12 protein-coding genes are annotated in these 17,703 nt (G+C 59.5%); 3 read left to right on the top strand and 9 right to left on the bottom strand.

Going from position 1 to position 17,703, the window contains the following annotated elements:
* Window positions 1-231: 231 nt before the first annotated feature.
* From I41_RS12530 to I41_RS27245, 5 genes are all read right to left on the bottom strand, one after another.
* On the bottom strand, window positions 232-1,860 hold the full coding sequence (locus I41_RS12530; protein ID WP_168206865.1) for a caspase family protein: 1,629 nt from the start codon (window positions 1,858-1,860) through the stop codon (window positions 232-234).
* A gap of 35 nt (window positions 1,861-1,895) precedes the next feature.
* Window positions 1,896-3,248: a hypothetical protein gene (locus tag I41_RS12525; protein WP_145433015.1), complete on the bottom strand. Its 1,353-nt coding sequence runs from the start codon at window positions 3,246-3,248 to the stop codon at window positions 1,896-1,898.
* A gap of 36 nt (window positions 3,249-3,284) precedes the next feature.
* Complete coding sequence (locus I41_RS12520; RefSeq protein WP_145433014.1) at window positions 3,285-6,068, bottom strand: alpha/beta fold hydrolase; 2,784 nt, start codon at window positions 6,066-6,068, stop codon at window positions 3,285-3,287.
* A 29-nt stretch (window positions 6,069-6,097) separates the two neighbouring features.
* Window positions 6,098-8,302: a tetratricopeptide repeat protein gene (locus I41_RS12515; RefSeq protein ID WP_145433013.1), complete on the bottom strand. Its 2,205-nt coding sequence runs from the start codon at window positions 8,300-8,302 to the stop codon at window positions 6,098-6,100.
* A gap of 958 nt (window positions 8,303-9,260) precedes the next feature.
* Window positions 9,261-9,416: a hypothetical protein gene (locus tag I41_RS27245; RefSeq protein WP_168206863.1), complete on the bottom strand. Its 156-nt coding sequence runs from the start codon at window positions 9,414-9,416 to the stop codon at window positions 9,261-9,263.
* A gap of 768 nt (window positions 9,417-10,184) precedes the next feature.
* On the opposite strand from I41_RS27245, the gene I41_RS12510 reads away from it, so the two are divergent.
* The gene (locus tag I41_RS12510; protein ID WP_145433012.1) at window positions 10,185-10,397 is read left to right on the top strand and encodes a hypothetical protein; all 213 of its coding nucleotides are present in this window, start codon (window positions 10,185-10,187) and stop codon (window positions 10,395-10,397) included.
* Window positions 10,398-10,409: 12 nt separating this feature from the next.
* Here the strand turns inward: I41_RS12510 and I41_RS12505 are convergent, their stop codons facing one another.
* The 4 genes from I41_RS12505 to I41_RS12490 all read right to left on the bottom strand — a co-directional run bounded on the left by I41_RS12505 (window position 10,410) and on the right by I41_RS12490 (window position 14,733).
* Window positions 10,410-11,261, bottom strand: coding sequence for a hypothetical protein (locus tag I41_RS12505; RefSeq protein ID WP_145433011.1), 852 nt, complete (start codon window positions 11,259-11,261; stop codon window positions 10,410-10,412).
* Window positions 11,262-11,345: 84 nt separating this feature from the next.
* Window positions 11,346-13,634, bottom strand: a complete 2,289-nt coding sequence (locus I41_RS12500) for a serine/threonine protein kinase (RefSeq protein WP_145433010.1) — start codon at window positions 13,632-13,634, stop codon at window positions 11,346-11,348.
* 6 nt (window positions 13,635-13,640) lie between these two features.
* A complete protein-coding gene (locus tag I41_RS12495; protein ID WP_145433009.1) occupies window positions 13,641-14,267 on the bottom strand; it encodes an RNA polymerase sigma factor in 627 nt (208 codons plus the stop codon).
* A gap of 175 nt (window positions 14,268-14,442) precedes the next feature.
* Complete coding sequence (locus tag I41_RS12490; protein WP_145433008.1) at window positions 14,443-14,733, bottom strand: hypothetical protein; 291 nt, start codon at window positions 14,731-14,733, stop codon at window positions 14,443-14,445.
* Between the two features lie 431 nt (window positions 14,734-15,164).
* Here I41_RS12490 and I41_RS12485 point away from each other — a divergent pair, with 431 nt between their 5' ends.
* Together I41_RS12485 and I41_RS12480 are read left to right on the top strand one after the other, a co-directional pair.
* Window positions 15,165-15,422: a hypothetical protein gene (locus I41_RS12485; protein ID WP_145433007.1), complete on the top strand. Its 258-nt coding sequence runs from the start codon at window positions 15,165-15,167 to the stop codon at window positions 15,420-15,422.
* Between the two features lie 261 nt (window positions 15,423-15,683).
* On the top strand, window positions 15,684-17,618 hold the full coding sequence (locus I41_RS12480) for a S9 family peptidase (protein WP_145433006.1): 1,935 nt from the start codon (window positions 15,684-15,686) through the stop codon (window positions 17,616-17,618).
* The last annotated feature ends 85 nt before the right edge of the window (window positions 17,619-17,703 follow it).

Below are 17,703 nucleotides of genomic sequence, written 5' to 3'. Positions count from 1 at the left end.
AGCTGGTCCCAACACTCGTCGTTAAATTGCACAGTCACGTACTTTACACCGACGGCTGGCCAACCGCTGGACCAGCGCCGACGCTGTTGCAACCATTAATTCGTGAAGCGTTCAGCGCGGAGGTGAGCCGCCCCTCCATCCAGCAGATCTTTTCGAGTTCGCGGTTCCGGGCCTGGCCGCCTGTGCGCGCACGCAATTAAAGTCTCGCCGATCAACGACCGCCGTTCGAACCTACCTTAGCGTTCCATTAGCTCGGCCTCGACGAATGTCTTCCAAGCTCTCCCATTCAGGGGTCTCCCAAATACTCGGCGGACGACCGTTGCCCCTATTCGTGCCGTTCCAGCCGGAATCCTGATTGTGATAGCCGTTGTTCGCATTCCTGTTCCCGCCGTTCGGAGTCCGGTACCCGCTATTGGAACGGTAGTCAGAGTTGGCAGAATTTGAATAACCCGAGACGGATGGCTGGCTCACGACGGCGGGTTTGGATTCGGCGACAACCGGCGATTCGACAAATGCCGACTTTTGAAGGTAGCCTTGCACCTTATCACTGCCGTCTACAGACTCCACCCACAGCCAATCACCTGATATTTTACTTACTAGGACTGTTTGATTTTTCTTGACGCGCCCACGATGCTCCTGCTGCACTTTCAAGTCTGCAGAAGCCGCTTTAACAGTCATGCGAATCCCTGGCAATCCTGCGGCTAGTTGATCGATTAGTGCATTGTCGATATCTGCTTTGCCGCCTCTCGCCAAGTACGCAGCTCCTCGATTCTTTCTTGCTTCATTGTGGACTTCCGAAGAAGCGGCGACGTCAGCCAGTGCGGCGGTATACGCGTTGATGGCGTTCTCAAAGTCAGCTTGACGAAGATACGCGTCGCCTTGAGTCAGCAATGGATGCATCGCACCGCGAATCGCAGACGCGTCTCCCGCCGGTTTCACAGATGACGTTTGTAACTTATCTTGGGCCAGCGCCTTGAGCTTCCCGGAGTCAGGGACCATGGCCAGATCAAAACGCCCTACCATTTCTCCCTTCATCACTGGTCGCTGAAGAATCCCATGTGAAGTTGCCACGTGCAGCTTCGTCTTCTCGTGGGCGTAAAAGTACAGCTCGTCGAGTGAGACGCGACCATTCTGATTACCACCGACATCTTGGTCGGAGTCGGCTTGCCCTTTAAGTCCTTCCAGCACGTAGTACATGAAGACTCCGTGCTTTAGTTTTTCGTCCTCCGCGGAAAACTGCTTCGGTTCGCAGCTTGATAGGACAATCACTCCCTTAGGCGGCGACTGTACGTCGATTGAAAGATCGTCGGCAAGTTTACCGGCTTTAAAGCCTCGCACGATCGGTTCATTGCGGCAGGCGTCGATTATCAACACTTTCTGAGCCGCGCGACACTTCTCCATTTGCGTATAGACGTCGTCGATGGAAATCAGACTTGCGGGATCGTCCAACCTCGCGTCCGCCGGGCACAAATAGCTCTGTCCATCGATATGAATTCCATGACCGCTGAATGCAACCACCACGATGTCCTCTTCGTTAGCAAGCTGCAATCTTAGTTCGAGTTGCTTACCAAGATTCACTTTGGATGGCCGCAGCGCCGGTTCCGACGCCTGGTCGTACATTAGGGCGACGTTTTCCTTAGGGAAGCCTGCTGCAGTGAAGTGGGAGCTCAGCTCTTGCATGTCATGGAGGCAATACTCCAGCTTTCCCAGGGGCGGCGAGTAATCATTCACGCCTACCAACAGGGCATAACGCTGCGCCCGCTTGCCCGGCCCGTCTTGCTGAGCCAAAACCGGCTCGATGGCGCCTGCACTGGAAAACATCGCCACTGAGAATACGAGAAGATGCGTCAGCGACTTCATAGTCATTCACCTCGGCCGAAAAATGGAGACGTGAATTACGGCTGCGTTTTAGAATAGCGAACAATCATCGTGTCGGTGAGCGTCAGGTCGCCAAGTTCCTTTTCCTTTAAACTTTCATTTTTCTCTCTACCCCAACCGGCTAGTGGTCGAGTACCGGGCGGAAAGAGCTCCGACTTCTTCGCAATGGCCTGCTGCAAATCGCGGAGGGTTGAAAAGTCGCTGCCGCGCAATTGGGATTTCGTGAGTCGGCCGATGCTTCGGGTGTATTTCGGCACCTCAGCGACAGCCGGATCGACCGTCCTGAATACGTACAAGTGGATGAGCCCCGCAAAATCCTTTCCGCCAAGGTCTTCGTACTTCTCCACCGACTCATCTTCCGTCAACGTGGTGATTTCAAAGTACTTTTCATTACCCTTCTGATGATACCCCTTCACGCGGTATTCCTTACCGGGCTCCAACACCCATTTACTCAGCTCTTTCGCTTCTCCCTCTTCCTCGTACAGAGTGCTGACCCCGTTGACTAGAAGCACCGCGGCAAGCGGCTTGTCAGTAGTATTCGTGAGGCCAAAGGTGAGATTCTGTCCCGCATCGGGTTCGGGCAGCTCCTTATTACTTTCGCCGGTCGCTTCGTCATCAGTGCTCATTTCCTGCGGTTCGTCGTCGTAGAATACCGCCAATTCAACGGGAAACTCGTCGGACGTCTTTTCGTCGACGTCGCCTTCATCGCTCGGGTCTGAAGTTTCGTCTTCTTCGACCGCATCAAATATCGCGTCATCGCTGACGCCCCGAAGCCGCCCTTTACTCAGAGAGAAGCCCTGGCCAATGTCGGCAAGTATGTAGCGGTCGGTCTTCACTTGAAATTCTAGTAGATCGGACATCGAGTCCTGATCAAATGCACCGAGTGAGACGGTGATCTCGCGAAGATCGTCGCTGGCTTTGACTTTGCCAATCAGGTATGCATCCGGCTTGGTCTTAATCGCCTCGCCCCATGCAGGCATAAGCTGCAAGTCCATTAGTCGCTGACGGTCGCGTTCAGTGCGGTAGCTTGCTCCAGAGATCTCTTTCGAGGCGGCTGCCGTGGCGCCTGGCAGGATCGTCAGCTCTGGCTCGCTGGACTTAAGCTTGAGGGCCAGCGCATTCTCCAGTCGCTCTGGCATGTTATTGCAAATGGCGACGCCGCGAAACGTGGATGGCGCAGCCCCGCGCTGGTAGAGGAACGTGAGGGTGGCGACGTTCTTGTAGCCACGCTCAGTGCATGCTTGGATGAGCTTTGGCATTTGATTGAGGAGTTCTTCGTCGAGTCGATCTGCATGTACGCTGGTCGCTGTCGACGCGGCTGCGAACAACGATCCAAGAATGCATAACGTGATAATGTTCAGCGATTTCATGGTCCGGCCTTCCAATAATTCGTCGCTCGGTGATGATTAGAAGCCGAGCGCCTTCCCGACGGCGCCCGCGCCCGCATTGAAGCGATCCTCTACATACCCCCCGGCATTCTTTATTTCCCGCGACGCGTCTCCGCCGAATCGCTGAGCAGCGTCGGCCGCTTCTTGAGCTCGTCTTCGCGCTTGATCCTCGGCCCAACGGCGCGCTTGTTCCGCCTGTTGCGCGGCGCGTTCACGTGCGACTGCTAGCTGGCGCGCGTGCTCTTGCGCCGCTCGCCGCGCCGCGGCAGCTTGTTGCGCCGCCTGCTGACGAGCGCGCAGCGCTTCTTGCTGCGCGCGTTGCATCTGCTGTTGCGCTTGGACTTGCTGCAGCGAATTGTTCAGAGCGCGTGAAATGTCCGCCAACGGGTTCGAGTTGCTGGGAGGACGCACCCAATCCCCGGCCCTGCCCAGTTGATTTTGGCCATTCGACCACGCCCCTCCAAGTTGCGTACGGGCATTGTTCCATTGCCGACCTGCCTCCTGGCGTCCGTCGTTCCATTTTTGCCCGACTTGATCTTGGGTTTCGGTCCACGCTTGGCTGACGCGACGATCAATCTCGCGCCCTGCGGTGACGACGCGGTCTCTTGATTGAGTGGCCGTATTGGCAATAACTCGTTCGGTCTGTCGCGATTTCGCTCGCACGTCTTTCTCTACGTTAGCCAAGCCTGCTCGAGCGGCTCGTTCTCCGTCCGAACCGTAGTCGCGAATGTCTTCACCAGCCTTTTCTCCGGCAGCAAGCACGCGATCTCGCGTTCGCGAGAGCGTCCCCCCTACATTCGCCTCGGCGTCGGACAAATGCGCGCTCGCTCGGTCGCGACCTGCGGTCAGCGTGCGGCCAGCATTCTGCTCCAACGCCGCAGCTTGCGAGTACACGCGCTCGCGAGTTCGCGTCACTGCGGTTGCCGCGCGCTCCGCCGTTTCGCCGGCTTGAGCGTAGACTTTGTCGCGAGCTCGCGTTGCTTTTTTCCCGACATTCCGCTCAGCTGCGGCCGCATCGTTCAAGGCATTGTTGCGTGCAGTCGACAGACCGCTTCCGACGCGATCCTGAGCTTGGGCCATGACCCGCGTGGCGTTCTCGCGTGCTTTGACGGCCGCCTTATCGGGCTTGGTCACAGCGGTCGCAATGTTCTTAGGCAAGTTCTCCACCTCACGCGCCACGTCGCTTGCCGCTGCCTTGCCTTCTCTTGCTGCATCGCCTGCAATCACTCGGGCGCGACTCCCTGCAACGTCTGCGGCTTGTTTCGCCTCGCGGCCCGAATTGCCAATCGCAATTCCAGCCTCAGTTGCCACGTCCTTAGTCGCCGTGGCAGCGGTATTCGCCGCCGATTCGGCGAGCTTGGCGCCCTCGTCCGCTAGAATCCGCGTCGCTCCAGCACTCTCTCGCATCACGTCGTTGGTTAAGTGGCCGGCTTCTCTTGTAGCGTCTCCCAAGACCTTGGAGCCTTCGCGGACGGTATCCGCTAGGGGCCGCGCAATTGCCCGCTCTTCCTTGCTGTCCGCCATATTCATCAGCCGTTCAGCGCCCATGCGTCCCTCGTCCTGAATGCTGGCTGCAGCCTTTGACCCGTACTTGTCCGCCATTCGACCGATGTGCTCAGCCCCTGCCGCCGCCATGCCCAGTTCGTGCTTGGTTAGATCAGCTGCCCCGCCAGCATAGTGCTCCGTCAGCCGTTCAACTTCTTTTCCGCTATGTGCCAAGCCTCTTTCTACGGTTCCGGCAGGATTCCTGATAAATCTGTCGGCGATATCGCCAGTCTGAGCCATACCGCGACCGACCGCATCCAATGAATGGTCGAGCCCGTTGGAGATGTTTTTGCCGCCCTGAGTGACTCCCCCGACCAGCATATCGCGGCCGTGGACCCAGCCGGCTTCCGCTTTCATTTCCCATCCTGCGTCCGAGTACGAACCGACGTTCCCTTCGAAGAGCGTTTGCGACTCTCGCCCCACATCCCCGAAGGCCTTGTTGCCTTCCTCAAAGACGTCGTTCAAGCCACGCTCGATAGGACCGCTCACCCGCTCCTGGTCGGTTTTGGAGGTCTCGGCAACTTGCTCCTGATTGCTTCCTCCTGACTTGGGTACGTACGGTGATCCCTCCTTGTAGCCGTAGAATCCTTCGGTGTCGTCTGAAGCTTTGTTTTGGTCATACCATCCGACGATGGAGACATGGGTATCAGATCCGCCGGGCTCTACTTGATAGTTCTCAGCGCCCTCAATCTCGCGATCGCTCTCGGTGTTCCGCCACCAGTCGTAATCGCTAGGAAGCGAGCCTCCAACTTTGATGCCGGGCGAATCGTCGTAATAATTGACCAGACGATCGACGCCCTTCGGTTTGCTGCTTGGGAATTGATCTCCAGCGATATCGGCCGCCGTCGGATCGAGCAACACTCCTTGAACATACCCAAATTGCTTATCTTCTCCGATATTCTCCAGAACCTTCGTCGCAACGATGCCGCCGCGACTATGCCCAATGACGTTCACGTCCACTTCCTGACCAAGGGCGGCGGCTTCTTCCTTGATCTTGCGAGTGAGGTCGTCCACCGCGCGTTTATTGTCGCCGTGCGAAGGCCATTCGTAGTAGATCGTCTTGTTAGCACTTCCCCCGTTGGCAACAGTCTCCCCCGCCTTGCGACCAACTTCTTTGAGTTCAGGCGGCCAAATTTCACGCCCATCGCCGGGCGACCAACCCGGAATCACCACGGTGATCGTCGGCTTGTCTGCGAAGGCGACGCTTGAGGCCATCACGGCCGCCGCGGTCATCCAAAGGTAAATAGCTGATCGCATTCTGACCTCCTGCGTAGGCAGCCAACTCGCTATTGCTTGCTTGACGCCTGAATGACTTCTGCGTCGCTGGGATTCGGCAAACGGGCTTTTAGTTCGGCGAACTCCGGTAGATTAATCGCCGTGGCAACATCAATGTCGGAGTACACGTCCGCCGGCAAATAGCCTAGGCGTAGAACCTCGTCGATCAGACGTTCTGTTTCGCTGACATTGCCGCTCGCGGCTTGTACAACCATTTCGAACCAAGGGTCGCCATCGCGATCGCTGGACGCCCCCGCATACTGCATCGCCTTAGTGAACTCGCCAATGCGAGTTAGGCTGCGGATGAGGCGATCTTCGTACCGCAGTTCCTTGGCGGGGTCTTCCAGAATCAAATCGCGATGCTTAAGCAACAACTGGCTGCAGGAGCGGTAATCCTTCGCCAACCACAGCAATTCGCAATTCCAATAAGGCAGATTGGGGCTATCAGGGTACGCTTCCTTGTGTGCGGAGACCAACTGCGCGAGCGCATGTTCGTCTTTGGCGACGGATAGCGAGGTCGCAAGTTGGTCGAACGCGGCCTCCTTATCAGGTGACTTGTCGTAGGCGGCTTTCGGCGTGGCTTGGCGACTGAGGGCGAATACAAGACTCTTTTGCGCCGCTTCGATGCGATGATCGTCCTTACCGAACTTTTCGATCGCATGCTTGAAGTGAGAGGCGGCGCCACTCCAGTCTTCGCTTCGAAGCGCCGACTCTCCCCGAACAACATCGATCATTGCCGGCGTGCAAAGGTTTGCAGACGCTAGTAATTGGTCTAATGCTTGCGCATCACGCTGATCCAAAAGCTCATCAACGAGTAACATTAATCCGTCGTCCGGCGAGGTGCGTCCTCTTAGTAGCGACAGCGCCGCTGTCGCTTGGCCGCTCCGAACCATCGCCGCAGCGTAACGGCGAAGCAACAATTCATCATCTTCTTCCAGTCCGCCCGCTACCGCCCTTGCATAACACTGCGCGGCCGCCGCGTAATCTTTTCCGTTGAACTTGGCTTCACCAAGCAAGAACTGCAGCCGGGGATCACCTTGCTCAGAATGGTCTACAGCCGCTACCAAGGTCGCGACGGCGTCGCCGTCGCCCGCTGCGATTAAAGCACGTGCTAACTCTGGCAAGGCTTGATTTCGGTCTGGCAATTTCTCGAAAAACGGCTTCAGTTCATCGACACGCGTCTTCGGAAGCGTGTGGGCAAGCTCCAGCAGCGCCATCAAGTGAGATGGCTCTGCTTCCAGCGCCCGCCGAAGGACTGCTACTGCTTCGTCGGTCTCTCCTTGAGAGCGCAGCGCCGCGCCGAGAACGCACATTGCTTCAGGTTCGTCCCCGCTCAATTCCAATGCTTGACGGGCAAATTGCTCCGCCTCCGCAAACGCCCCGGCGTTAAGCGCAATCGTCGCCTTCATCCTCCAGGCGATTGGCAGATCAGCTCGCAACTTGACAACCTCTGCCAAGCAGTTCTCCGCGAGATCAAACTTGTCGCGTCGAGAAAACACGTCTGCCATTAACAGCCACCGGGCGGCCCTAATAGACGGCGGTGCATCAGCTGCAAGCGGTGAACGGAGCAACTGCGCTGCTTCAGCATCATTGCCCAGCGCCACCGCAGCATGCGCGTCTTGCAATCGAGAGAAATCATCCAGCGGCGCGAAATGCCCCTGCACGGCGGACAGGAGGACGCCTTTCTGCACTACCACGCCGACGGCCGAATTAGCGGGACGCCAGTCTGCGATGCGCCACTGGTCCTGCCCGTCCCTCGTCACCAGAAAGACCAGACGCTCCGTTAGATCTCCTGTACCGCATTCGACGCTGACGGCGACATCGGCATCCCCAGGATCTGTCATCTGTACGGCAAGCACTTTAAGCGCACGCCATTGGCGATTACGCCGGCGGACGCTCAATTCTTGAAGAGTCGCGCCCTCGAGAAAATGGCGCACACCTGCCCGTTCGTCCGTTGATATCTCCAGAGGAATTCCCTCAGCAGCAATAATCTGGAGCATGCGATCGCCGTCGACGTTGACGCCGGCGGGTCCGTCGCTAAGAGCTGAAGGCAACCTGTCAAACAATGCAACGAGCGTCTGACGCGATCGGCCATCGCCTCGATCAATTGGAAGAGCATCTTCGGCGTGACCGATGGGTAGCCAAGGAACAGCGGTTCCCATGGAAGCCAGCGAGAGCGTCAGAAGCAGCCGGAGGCTAGAGTTCAGTAGGCTCATTCTTCACGAACCCCCTGGAGAGGGCAGTGCATTGCCATCGATTCGGTAAAACCGACTAACTCATCTAGTGGAGGGAATTAGCCGGGATTGCCATGATGGACCATCCGCAACCACTTCCGGCGCTGTGGATCACGTGACAACCATTGGATTCCGGTGAATAGCCGTTTATCTCGATCGCGCTGATCTGTTCGTCCGTTTAAAGGTGCGTAGCAGCTGAAAGACTCTTCGTAAGCTGCATTCACCTCCGCTGCCCGCGATTATTGTGCCGGCGTCTCCGCCACCGTCCATATGCAAAATGGTCAATCATTTCTGTATGCCGATTACTTGCCGGTATGGTTTGTAGTTTGCAGTGTCGCAAGCCCCAGTGGCGTTCCCAGCCACCCAACATAAAGTGAGGACGTCATTCATTGGCGCCCACGGTCACACCGTTCGCCCAAAACGGAACGCTTTGGGCGGTCGATGGCGACGCGATGGGGAGGCAAGACGGTGCTTTCAGATGACTCGTCGCTGGCCAAGCGAGCCGCCACGGTGGGCGTCTCGGTTTGCATCTGAGATAACCTGCGGGCCGTCATTGCGTCATTCGTTGCCTCTAAAAGGTCCAGAAGTGACTGACAATCTTTTCACGTGATAATTCTGCTCGCAATGTTCTAGCGGCGGTGACCATATGACCGCCATGCTCGGCAAAAGATTAGGCTTTGCAGTTACCGGTAAGACTCATGTTTACGAGATGGAACCAGCAGAGCCATCAGCAGATCGGCCACTAGGCGATGACATTCAGTTCAAGTCGTTTGATGCAGAAGTTACTGAACCACCAGAGACACGACAAACTGGACAACTAACGTGTGACAAGTTTTCCAGTGGAACAGTTGCCCGCGAGCTACCAAGACGACGACGCAGTTGTAACCAGTCGCCACAGGCACGCTAACCTTCGGCTCCCTACAGAACGTCTGTTCTGCCGTTAAATGCAACTCGGATTGTCGCAGAAGCCTGGGACTTCAATTGTCGGAGAGCAACCTGGGTCGCTGACGTCGCAGGCCAGGGAGTTGCCGGCGGTGAGGCCCGGAACAGACAGGACTGCGAACACGGCAAGGTTCACGATGATTTTGCGAAACATAGTTAGTTCCTTTCGGAAAGCTAGGGTTTTGGTTCCTCTGTCCGCCTAGCTACCTATGCGGACGCCAGGCGCCAGGTAGGACAGGAAATTGGAAAAAACCTTAGCCGCAGCTCGGATCGTTGCATGCCATAGCAGTGCCGGCGGTGAGGCCGGGAACGACCGCTCCGACGGCGCCGAGGACGGCGACAACGATCAGGATAAGGGCGAGTTTACGGAACATGCTCAGGTCCTTTCAGGAAACTCGGCTGGCTTGATTGCCGTCCGCCTACCTTCCTATGCGAATTCCAGACGTCAGGTGGGTCAGGAAATTGGAAAAAATTCTTAGCCGCCCGCGTTCCCAAGCGGATGCCGTGGCGACCAGCAGACAGACGGAAACGTGGTGCAACAACTCCGAGTTGGGCGTCGAGCGTTTCATTTGCTTACACTTATCCGCCGAGATGCCCACAAAAGCGCCTAATGAGTTCTGCTGACGCACGACTGACACGAACGATTAACTCACAAGCATCGCTTTGGCGTCCTGGGCAGTCGAACGTCTCTCGAAGCCATATTTCCTCGGGCGACGACTGCTGGTTCCTGCGCTACGGTGAGAAGCCCTCGGCCGCGTGACGTCGACGAGAGGGCGTCGCACGAAGGCGGTTCGTCTTAGATCAAGTCGCGTTTGAGCTGTCCGCTAGGCGACGCGATGCTCGCTCAGGAAGGTAGACGCGACGAACCTCGAAATCCCGCGTACGCGTTTGTCAAAACCTAAGAGCCTTGAAGGAGAAAGCCATGGTCGCCCTTGCTGCCCCAACTCGTCACACGTGCAACGACCAGATGCACGCCCTGCTCCTCCGCGCCCTCGCGGCGGCGACGCCGACGGCTCTGCCGGGTTGCGACGGCCTCACAGTTGACTGGTTGGTCAGTCAGTACGACGTCCTGGCCGGTCAGGGGTTCGTACCGACGAGGCAAGAACTCCTGGACCGTCACGCCCGTGCCGCCTGATCGACTACTGTCCTAACGCATGAGAGCACGAATGGCGACAGCGTGCTTGATCAGCGCCGGCAGACTCTCGTCGGTTACAAACGGCGAATCCGGCCGGTAATCGCCGCCGCTGAGGCGAAACGATTTCGCGCCCGGCGGGACGAGGGGTGGGCGCGGGGGGAGTTTGGCAATCAGGAGCTGTCCGTCGTTACGCTCGACGAGCCAGCCCGGACGGGTTGCCAAGAACGCGGTCCCCTCGTCTGAAGGTACAAACGGCAGCGAGTCCGCGTCGTTGACCCACAACTCATACTGCCGCGAAAACTCGGCGCCCTGCGGAGTGTCGTCGAGGACGACTTGCCGCCGCGAAAAGCGCCTTCGCACGCCGGTGCCCCAATCGACGGGCCGCATGATGAAGTCGGGCCCGTCGCCAAGCGCCGGCATCATTACAGCGGTTCCTGCAAAATCCCGGTCCGACTCGTCACGTCCGTGCCCCACGACGTCGGCAATTGCAATCGGAACGCCATCGAAGCCGCCCCGCATCAAATTCCAGATACGGATTCGATCGCACTCGCTCATCACCCAGGTCGTGCGGAGCCAGGGCAGCCGTTCCTCGTCTTCCTTGCGGACGAAGTCCATGCCAAAGCGCGCGGCCGCCGCTGCTCTAGCCTGTGCCCCGCGTGCGGTCGCGCGACGGCTCTTGACGACGTAGACCGCGCCAATTCCCGCAAGCGCCGCCGCCGCGCCGCCGAGTAGAATGACCATCTGTATGCGAATGATCAATCCCAGCACGACCAGAACGAGCACCCCGCAGAGCAGCGCCGGCAAAGGACGATAATCGGTCGCGGGGAGAAACTTGATCTCATCAACCGATTGAGAGCTCGTCACGCCCGGCGAAGCCGTTGCAACCTTCGATGAGCTGAACCGAGGATTCATGGATGGCGTCGCCGGGACCTCAATTCGCCGCTCACGCTACGGAGACGAGCGGCGCTGAACGACAATGAACCAGCCGGGATCGGCGACCGAGAGGTCGCGTCCCTCGAACTGGGGCAGCTCGATGGGGACAGCCGCGGCGGACCAGCTTCCTGCAAATCGCCGGTCGATGGCCGCCAGCGGATCGCGATAGTCTTCGATGATCGTTGTGCGGTCGCCCGTTTCAAGCAGGGCCTGGCGGACGCGCTGGTCGACGTAGAGCGGGCGGAAGGGAAGGCCGGCTCCTCCGGCGGCCTCCGGCCTGAAGGCGACATGCTGCATCACGAGACCGCCCGAGGTGAGCTTTTGCTCATCGAAATAGTCCGGCTTGGCATAGACGACCGTTAGCATCTGATCGAGCCGGGAGCGATCATCGGGCTCCGCCGCCAAGTAGCGATCGAGATTCGTCAGGTCATACACTTCAACGGCTAGTCCCAAGACGCCCAAGATCTCGGCCTCTGGGTCGTCGGGATGGCGTATAGGCGCAGTAAACGTCGCCTTGGGGATTGCGTTGTTTGTGCTGCGATGGGGCGCCGCGATGAACGACCCGCTGATAGGTTTGATGCGATCAACGTCGCGAGGAGGGTCGGGCGAACCGCCCCGAAAATACTGCCGGGTTTGGAAAGGTTGTCCGAGAGAGTGATAAGGTTGGCCTGTCGCGGGGTCGAGTTCGGGGGCGCGAGCAATCTGCGTGCCTTGGCCGTCATTAAGATTGACGAACCAGTTGATGGCCTCAAAACCGGCCCGTTTCGCCCAGTGGGCCCGCTGCCGCTCTAGGTACGCGTTGACTGGTTTCCAAAGTTCGCGGTTTGCCGGCTGCTGGATTGCCGCCTTTAGGGCGGACGCTAACTCGCGATCGGCGGCGGCTTCTTCGGCGACCAAAAGCCGCTGGTCCATCTGAGACTCCAGGGCGCGGGCAATGCTCCGAGCCTCAGCTGCGGAGACGTCGCGCAGCGATTGTTCAGCCCGCATGCGCGCGGAGACCGCCTCAGCCCTGGCGGCGCTCTCGCGTTGCGCTACGCTCGCCATCCAGCTTGCGATGCCCAAGCCCGCCAGCGTCAGGACGACGCAAAGCGCGCCTCCGGTTTGGGCGACCCCGCGATGCCGCCGCGTCCAGCGCGCCAGACGCGCCTGCGGCGATTCAGGCAGTGCGCTCACCGGCTCGTCATTGAGATAGCGTTCGACGTCCTCCCCCAACTCCAGAGCCGTCGCATAACGGGCCGTCGGGTCGAGGGCCATCGCCTTGAGGCAGACGGCTTCCAGCGCCTTGGGGACGCCGCGGCGCACCTGCGTGGGGCGGGGAAACGTCCCGCGGATGATTTGCTGCCGCATCTCGGGCATCGTCGGCGCATCAAAGGCGACGCGCCCGGTGAGCAACTTGTAGAGCGTCGCCCCCAGCGAGTAAATATCGCTCGCTGGTTGGAGCGATTCGCTGCCCGACGCCTGCTCAGGACTCATGTAGGCGGGCGTGCCAACCTGGCTGCTGGAGGAGTGAACCCGCGACGAACCGCTCACCATGAGCGTTTGCTCTTCCTCGAGCTTGAATCGCTGATCTCGGCCTACAGGAATCGCCAGTCCCCAATCGACGACCAGGGTTTCGCCGTAACGTCCGAGCATGACGTTGGCCGGCTTAATGTCACGATGGAGAATGCCCCGATTGTGGGCATAGGCGATTGTCTTGCAAACCGACACGAGATTCCCCAGCAACCGACGTAGAGCGGACGAATGTTCGTCGAGCGGGGCTTCCGCGTCGACGTGCAGCTGTGCAAGCGCTTGGTCCATCGATTCGCCCTGAACGAATCGCATGACGTAGAACGACTGACCATCAACGGTTTCGCCAAGTCCGTGTACAGGCACGACGCCCGGGTGATCAAGGCGGCCGGTGATCTCAGCCTCCAGGGCAAACTGCTGGCGACTCGGCGGATCGTCGAGCAATCGCTGGCGAATGAACTTCAGCGCGACCCGCCGGTGCAGCCGCGAATCCTCGGCGGAGAAGACGACTCCCAGGCCGCCCTTGGCGTGGAGCCGAATCTGCTCGAACGACGACTGCAGTTGCAGGGAACGCGACCCGTCGAGCAGCTCGTTCTCGTTGACGGGCTGCGTTAGCCGTCGATCCATCGCGCCCAGTACGTCAATCTGTCGCTTCAGCTCCGGTAACAGCGTGGGGCAATCTCGACACAGGTCTTCCGGCGTCAGATTGCGACCGTCTTCTTGAGCCTCTTCCCATCGGTCAAGGAGGCTGCCCACGAGCGATGCGTCGGCGGCGGTCTTGGCGGAAGCGCTATTCATAGAGACCTATTCGCTGGGAAGCTCTCCGTGCAGACGGTCGTGCAACGCCATCCGGGCGGCCCGCCAGCGGCGTCTTACCGTGCGCGCGTCGACTTCCAACAGGGCCGCCGCCTCGTCCTGGCTTAGGCTGTGGTACCAGATGAGTTCGGTTACTTCGCGCTGTTCTTCCGGCAAGGCCTCGATCATCTCGTGGAATTCCGCCCACTGCGCGACGGCAGCCGGGTCGTTGGTGTCCTCCGCCGCTTCGAAGGACGGCGGCCGCGACTGGTCATCGTTGGCCGTGGCGCGCGTCGTCATGTGATGACGGCCCAGGCCGTGAGGGCCGTCATAGCGACGCGAGAGATCGATCAGCTCGCGGCGAATTTGCAGGGCGGCGAGGCGGTAAAAGTGGAGGGCGTCGACGATCTCGACGTCGGCCATCGCCTGGTACAGCCGGAGCGAAGAGTTTTGGAAGACGTCCTCGGTTTGCTCCCAACGGCCGACCTGCGGGAATGATCGCTTGAGCTTACGGGTGAGCGCCATCAAGCGATTGCACGTGGCCTCAAGTAACTCGTTGCGCGCTTCGGCGTGACCCGACCGGAGCTCGGCCAGGAGCTTTTCGACGCGGCTGGCAGTGATGGTTGATTCCGACATCTCACTAATCCGCGGATTGGAATTGCCGCTCCAGATTATTTATGACTCATGACGAAAACACAAGCAACAGGCTCGCGTTTTACGCTCGACTAGGACTCTTATCAAAAACGTCGCCCCGACCCGTGGCCAGCGGCCGGCGAGTCGGGGCGAGTTGATCATTTCCCTTGGACTCGGATCATGCAAAACCGCCGCTGACGGAAACGGGCATGTCGGACTCGTCCTCCTCGCTGTCGACCGAACCGTCGTCCCCGTCAGCGAACTGAAGTCCGCCGTAGAATGAGTCGGTCGGCGACTTGGAGCCTTCAATGCCATCGACGCCCTGCGTTCGCTGGCAATCAGCGAAGCCGTCAGCTCCGACTGGACAGGAGTTGACAGGGGTGCGGCTGCATCGCTCGGAGGGGGCGATGTCATCGGTGATCGGCAGCGGGGCGACGGTCAAGGCGATCAGCAGGAGGGCGGCGTTCATGGGTCTTTTTCCTTATGCGTAGAAACCATTTGTTGGGCCGGCGACAGGCGTCGCACTTTAGCCGGAGCAGCGTTTGCTCTATCAGGCCCAGCGGATTCGGGGACGAGAACCGGACAGGAACTTTGGAAAAAAGTTTCTTTTGGCAGCAATAAGCGTGAAAGCGTTGCTAGGATCTACGGCCCCGCAAACGACGACTAAATCGGTTGTGGAGAGCCGATGACGCTCGGCAAGCGCCCGCCCGTCGCGATAAAGTGCCGGCCGCTTCGGTGGGAAAGACGCCGCGTTATCTGCACCCGATTCCCCCCTCGTGGATCGCTCCTGAAATATCCGAGAAACTTTGTCCGCCAACTCCCACAGTCTCCGCTTGGCTCAATAGACAGAACAGCTCGCCGGCTTCGGCCGGTAACACCCGCCAAATAGGAGACTTAGCCATGTCCCGCCTCGTTCTCGCCGCCGCCCTGACGTTCTCGATCCTAGTTAATGCCGGCTACGCCGCTGCCGGACAAGTTGGGTTGGGCCCCGAAGAAAACACGACGCTGAGCTTAGAAGAAAACTCGACGCTGGGCCTCGGCGGCGCCTCGATTTTCGACGGCAACGTGGACGCGCCGTCCAATGTGCGGCGTCCGGTCGCCCTTCCGGAAGCTCCTGCCGACCCGTGGACCGCCTTCGATCTGGCGTTAGTCGAGTAAACGACGCAACTGGCAGAACCAAAAAGCACGAGCCTCGGCAACCTTGCCGAGGCTTGTGCTTTTCTGCATTGGATCGACGAGAGATAATCGATAGGCCCTCGCGGCAGGCGGCTGCTATCGTAATTGAGTACTCAACATGACGGAGGTCACGTGAACTCATTGCGCAGATGGACTCTGTTCGCCGCAGCGCTTGCCGTATCGACAGGTTCGCCGGCTAGCGCACAGCAGCCCGCTCTGTCGAGCCCGCTGTCGATTTCCGACATGATGAAGATCCGACATCTTCACGAAGTCGCGATTTCGCCCCAGGGCGACTTGGTCGCAATCGTTGTGGCTGAGCCCGATTTCGCGAGCAATTCCTATCGGTTTGAACTGCTAACGGTCGACGTAGCGTCGGGGAAGAAAAATCGCATCGACGCGGGAACGGTGACCTACCATCCCTGCTGGTCACCCGATGGCGCGCAATTGGCGTTCGTGCGACGGACTACGGGATTCGCGGTCAGCCGTTACGACGTAGCGAGCGGCGAGACGACTGATCTGGTCACTGAGCTTCCCGCTGCGCCGTCCATGCTCAAGTGGTCTCCCGACAGCGTATCCATTGGCTATCTCTGCCGAGACGCCGCCGCGTCGAGGCCGTCAGAGTCGCCCGTCGACGCAGCGGTCGAGGGAGCTGAGCCGATCGCGGATCGACTCTTTCTTTATCAGGTCAGCAGCGGCAAGTCGACGACGATTGCAGAGGCCGCAGGCCACATCGACTCGTTCGCGTGGGCGCCCGATAGCCGACGCATCGCGCTTGGCCGCCAGCCATCGGCGCGAACATCAGATAACGAGACAGACGTCTGGCTAGTGGAGGTCGCGACGGGCGCCTGCCGTCCGCTCGTGGAGCGACCGGGGGGCGACAAGCAACCTTCGTGGTCGCCAGATGGAAAGCGCATCGCGTACTTTTCCAACGACGGAGAGGCCGCCTATTTCCAGCCGTATGCGCTGAACGTCGTTGACGTTGAGACCGCGGAAGTGCAAAGCCTCGCCAGCGCGGTCGATGCGCAACTAACGATGATCGTCGGAGCGCCGCCGGTGTGGTCGGCTGACGGGAAGTCCGTCTATTTGACCGCGGAGAAGGGCATGACGCGGCACGTCTATCGCCTTGACCTGACGAAGTTGGAATGCTGCCAGCTTTCCCGCGAACTCTGCATCCATCGGTCGTGCTCGTGGACGAACGGCAGGGAGCGGCTGGCGATGGCGATCGACTCGCCCGAGATGCCGGCGAATCTCTACGTGGCGGACGCTCCTGACTTTTTGCCGCGGCGACTGCTGGAGTTGAACCCGCAGGTAGCTCAAGAGCGACTCGGCAAGGCGACGACGCTACGCTGGAGTGGCGCGAGCGGGGCACCGATCGAGGGGCTATTGATTACGCCTGCTGATCGCGAACCGGACCAGCGCGTACCGCTGATTGTTTACCTTCACGGCGGACCTCCGAGTAATTTCTTGCAGGGATTCGCTCCCGAGATCGCGTCATCGGCGCCGCAGATCGGCTTTTGTCCTGTTCACGTGTTGGCGGGTCGTGGCTACGCCGTGCTCTGCCCGAATCCCAGCGGCAGCGACGGCTACGGTCGGGCTTTTCGCGAGGCCGTCAATGGCAGATGGGGGGAACTCGATCTCGCCGACGTGCTGGCGGGCGTGGACGAGGCTGTGCGAATCGGCGTCGCCGACCCCGAGCGGCTGGGGCTGACCGGTTACTGCTACGGGGCGTATCTTTCGCTGCGTGCGTTGACGCGCACCAATCGGTTCAAAGCGGCGTTCCTCGGCGGGACGTTCGGAGATCTCTCCGCAGTGTACGGACAGACGGAAGTGCCTGAACTGTTCGAGGCATATTTCGGGGGCCCTCCGTGGGAACGCCGCGAGGCCTTCGAACGCTGCTCGCCAATGCGCGATGCGCATGCGATCCGTACGCCGGTGTTCCTGCTGCATGCGCGACACGACAAGCGCGTGCCGTGGTCGCAAAGCAAGGAATTGCACACTATATTGAGCCGCGTCGGCACGCCGGTCGAGTTGGTCACCTATCCTCGCGGCGACCATACCGTCTTGGAATCGCGGATGCATGCCGAGACGATGCGACTGACGGCGACATGGTTTGACAGGTGGCTCAAGGATTCGCCTGGACCGCCTCGCGAAGCAGACGCGGCGATTGCGCCGCCGTAGCACTGTGGGCACGACCGAAACCAAGGGAATCGCCGCCTCGAGCAACTCATACTGCCGGCGATGCAAAGCGAATGCGCTGAGAGTT

The sequence above is a fragment of the Lacipirellula limnantheis genome (genome assembly GCF_007746075.1).
Taxonomy (GTDB): Bacteria; Planctomycetota; Planctomycetia; order Pirellulales; family Lacipirellulaceae; genus Lacipirellula; species Lacipirellula limnantheis.
The sequence above is the reverse complement of the archived record's forward strand: the minus strand, read 5'-3'. Positions and strand labels throughout refer to the sequence as shown.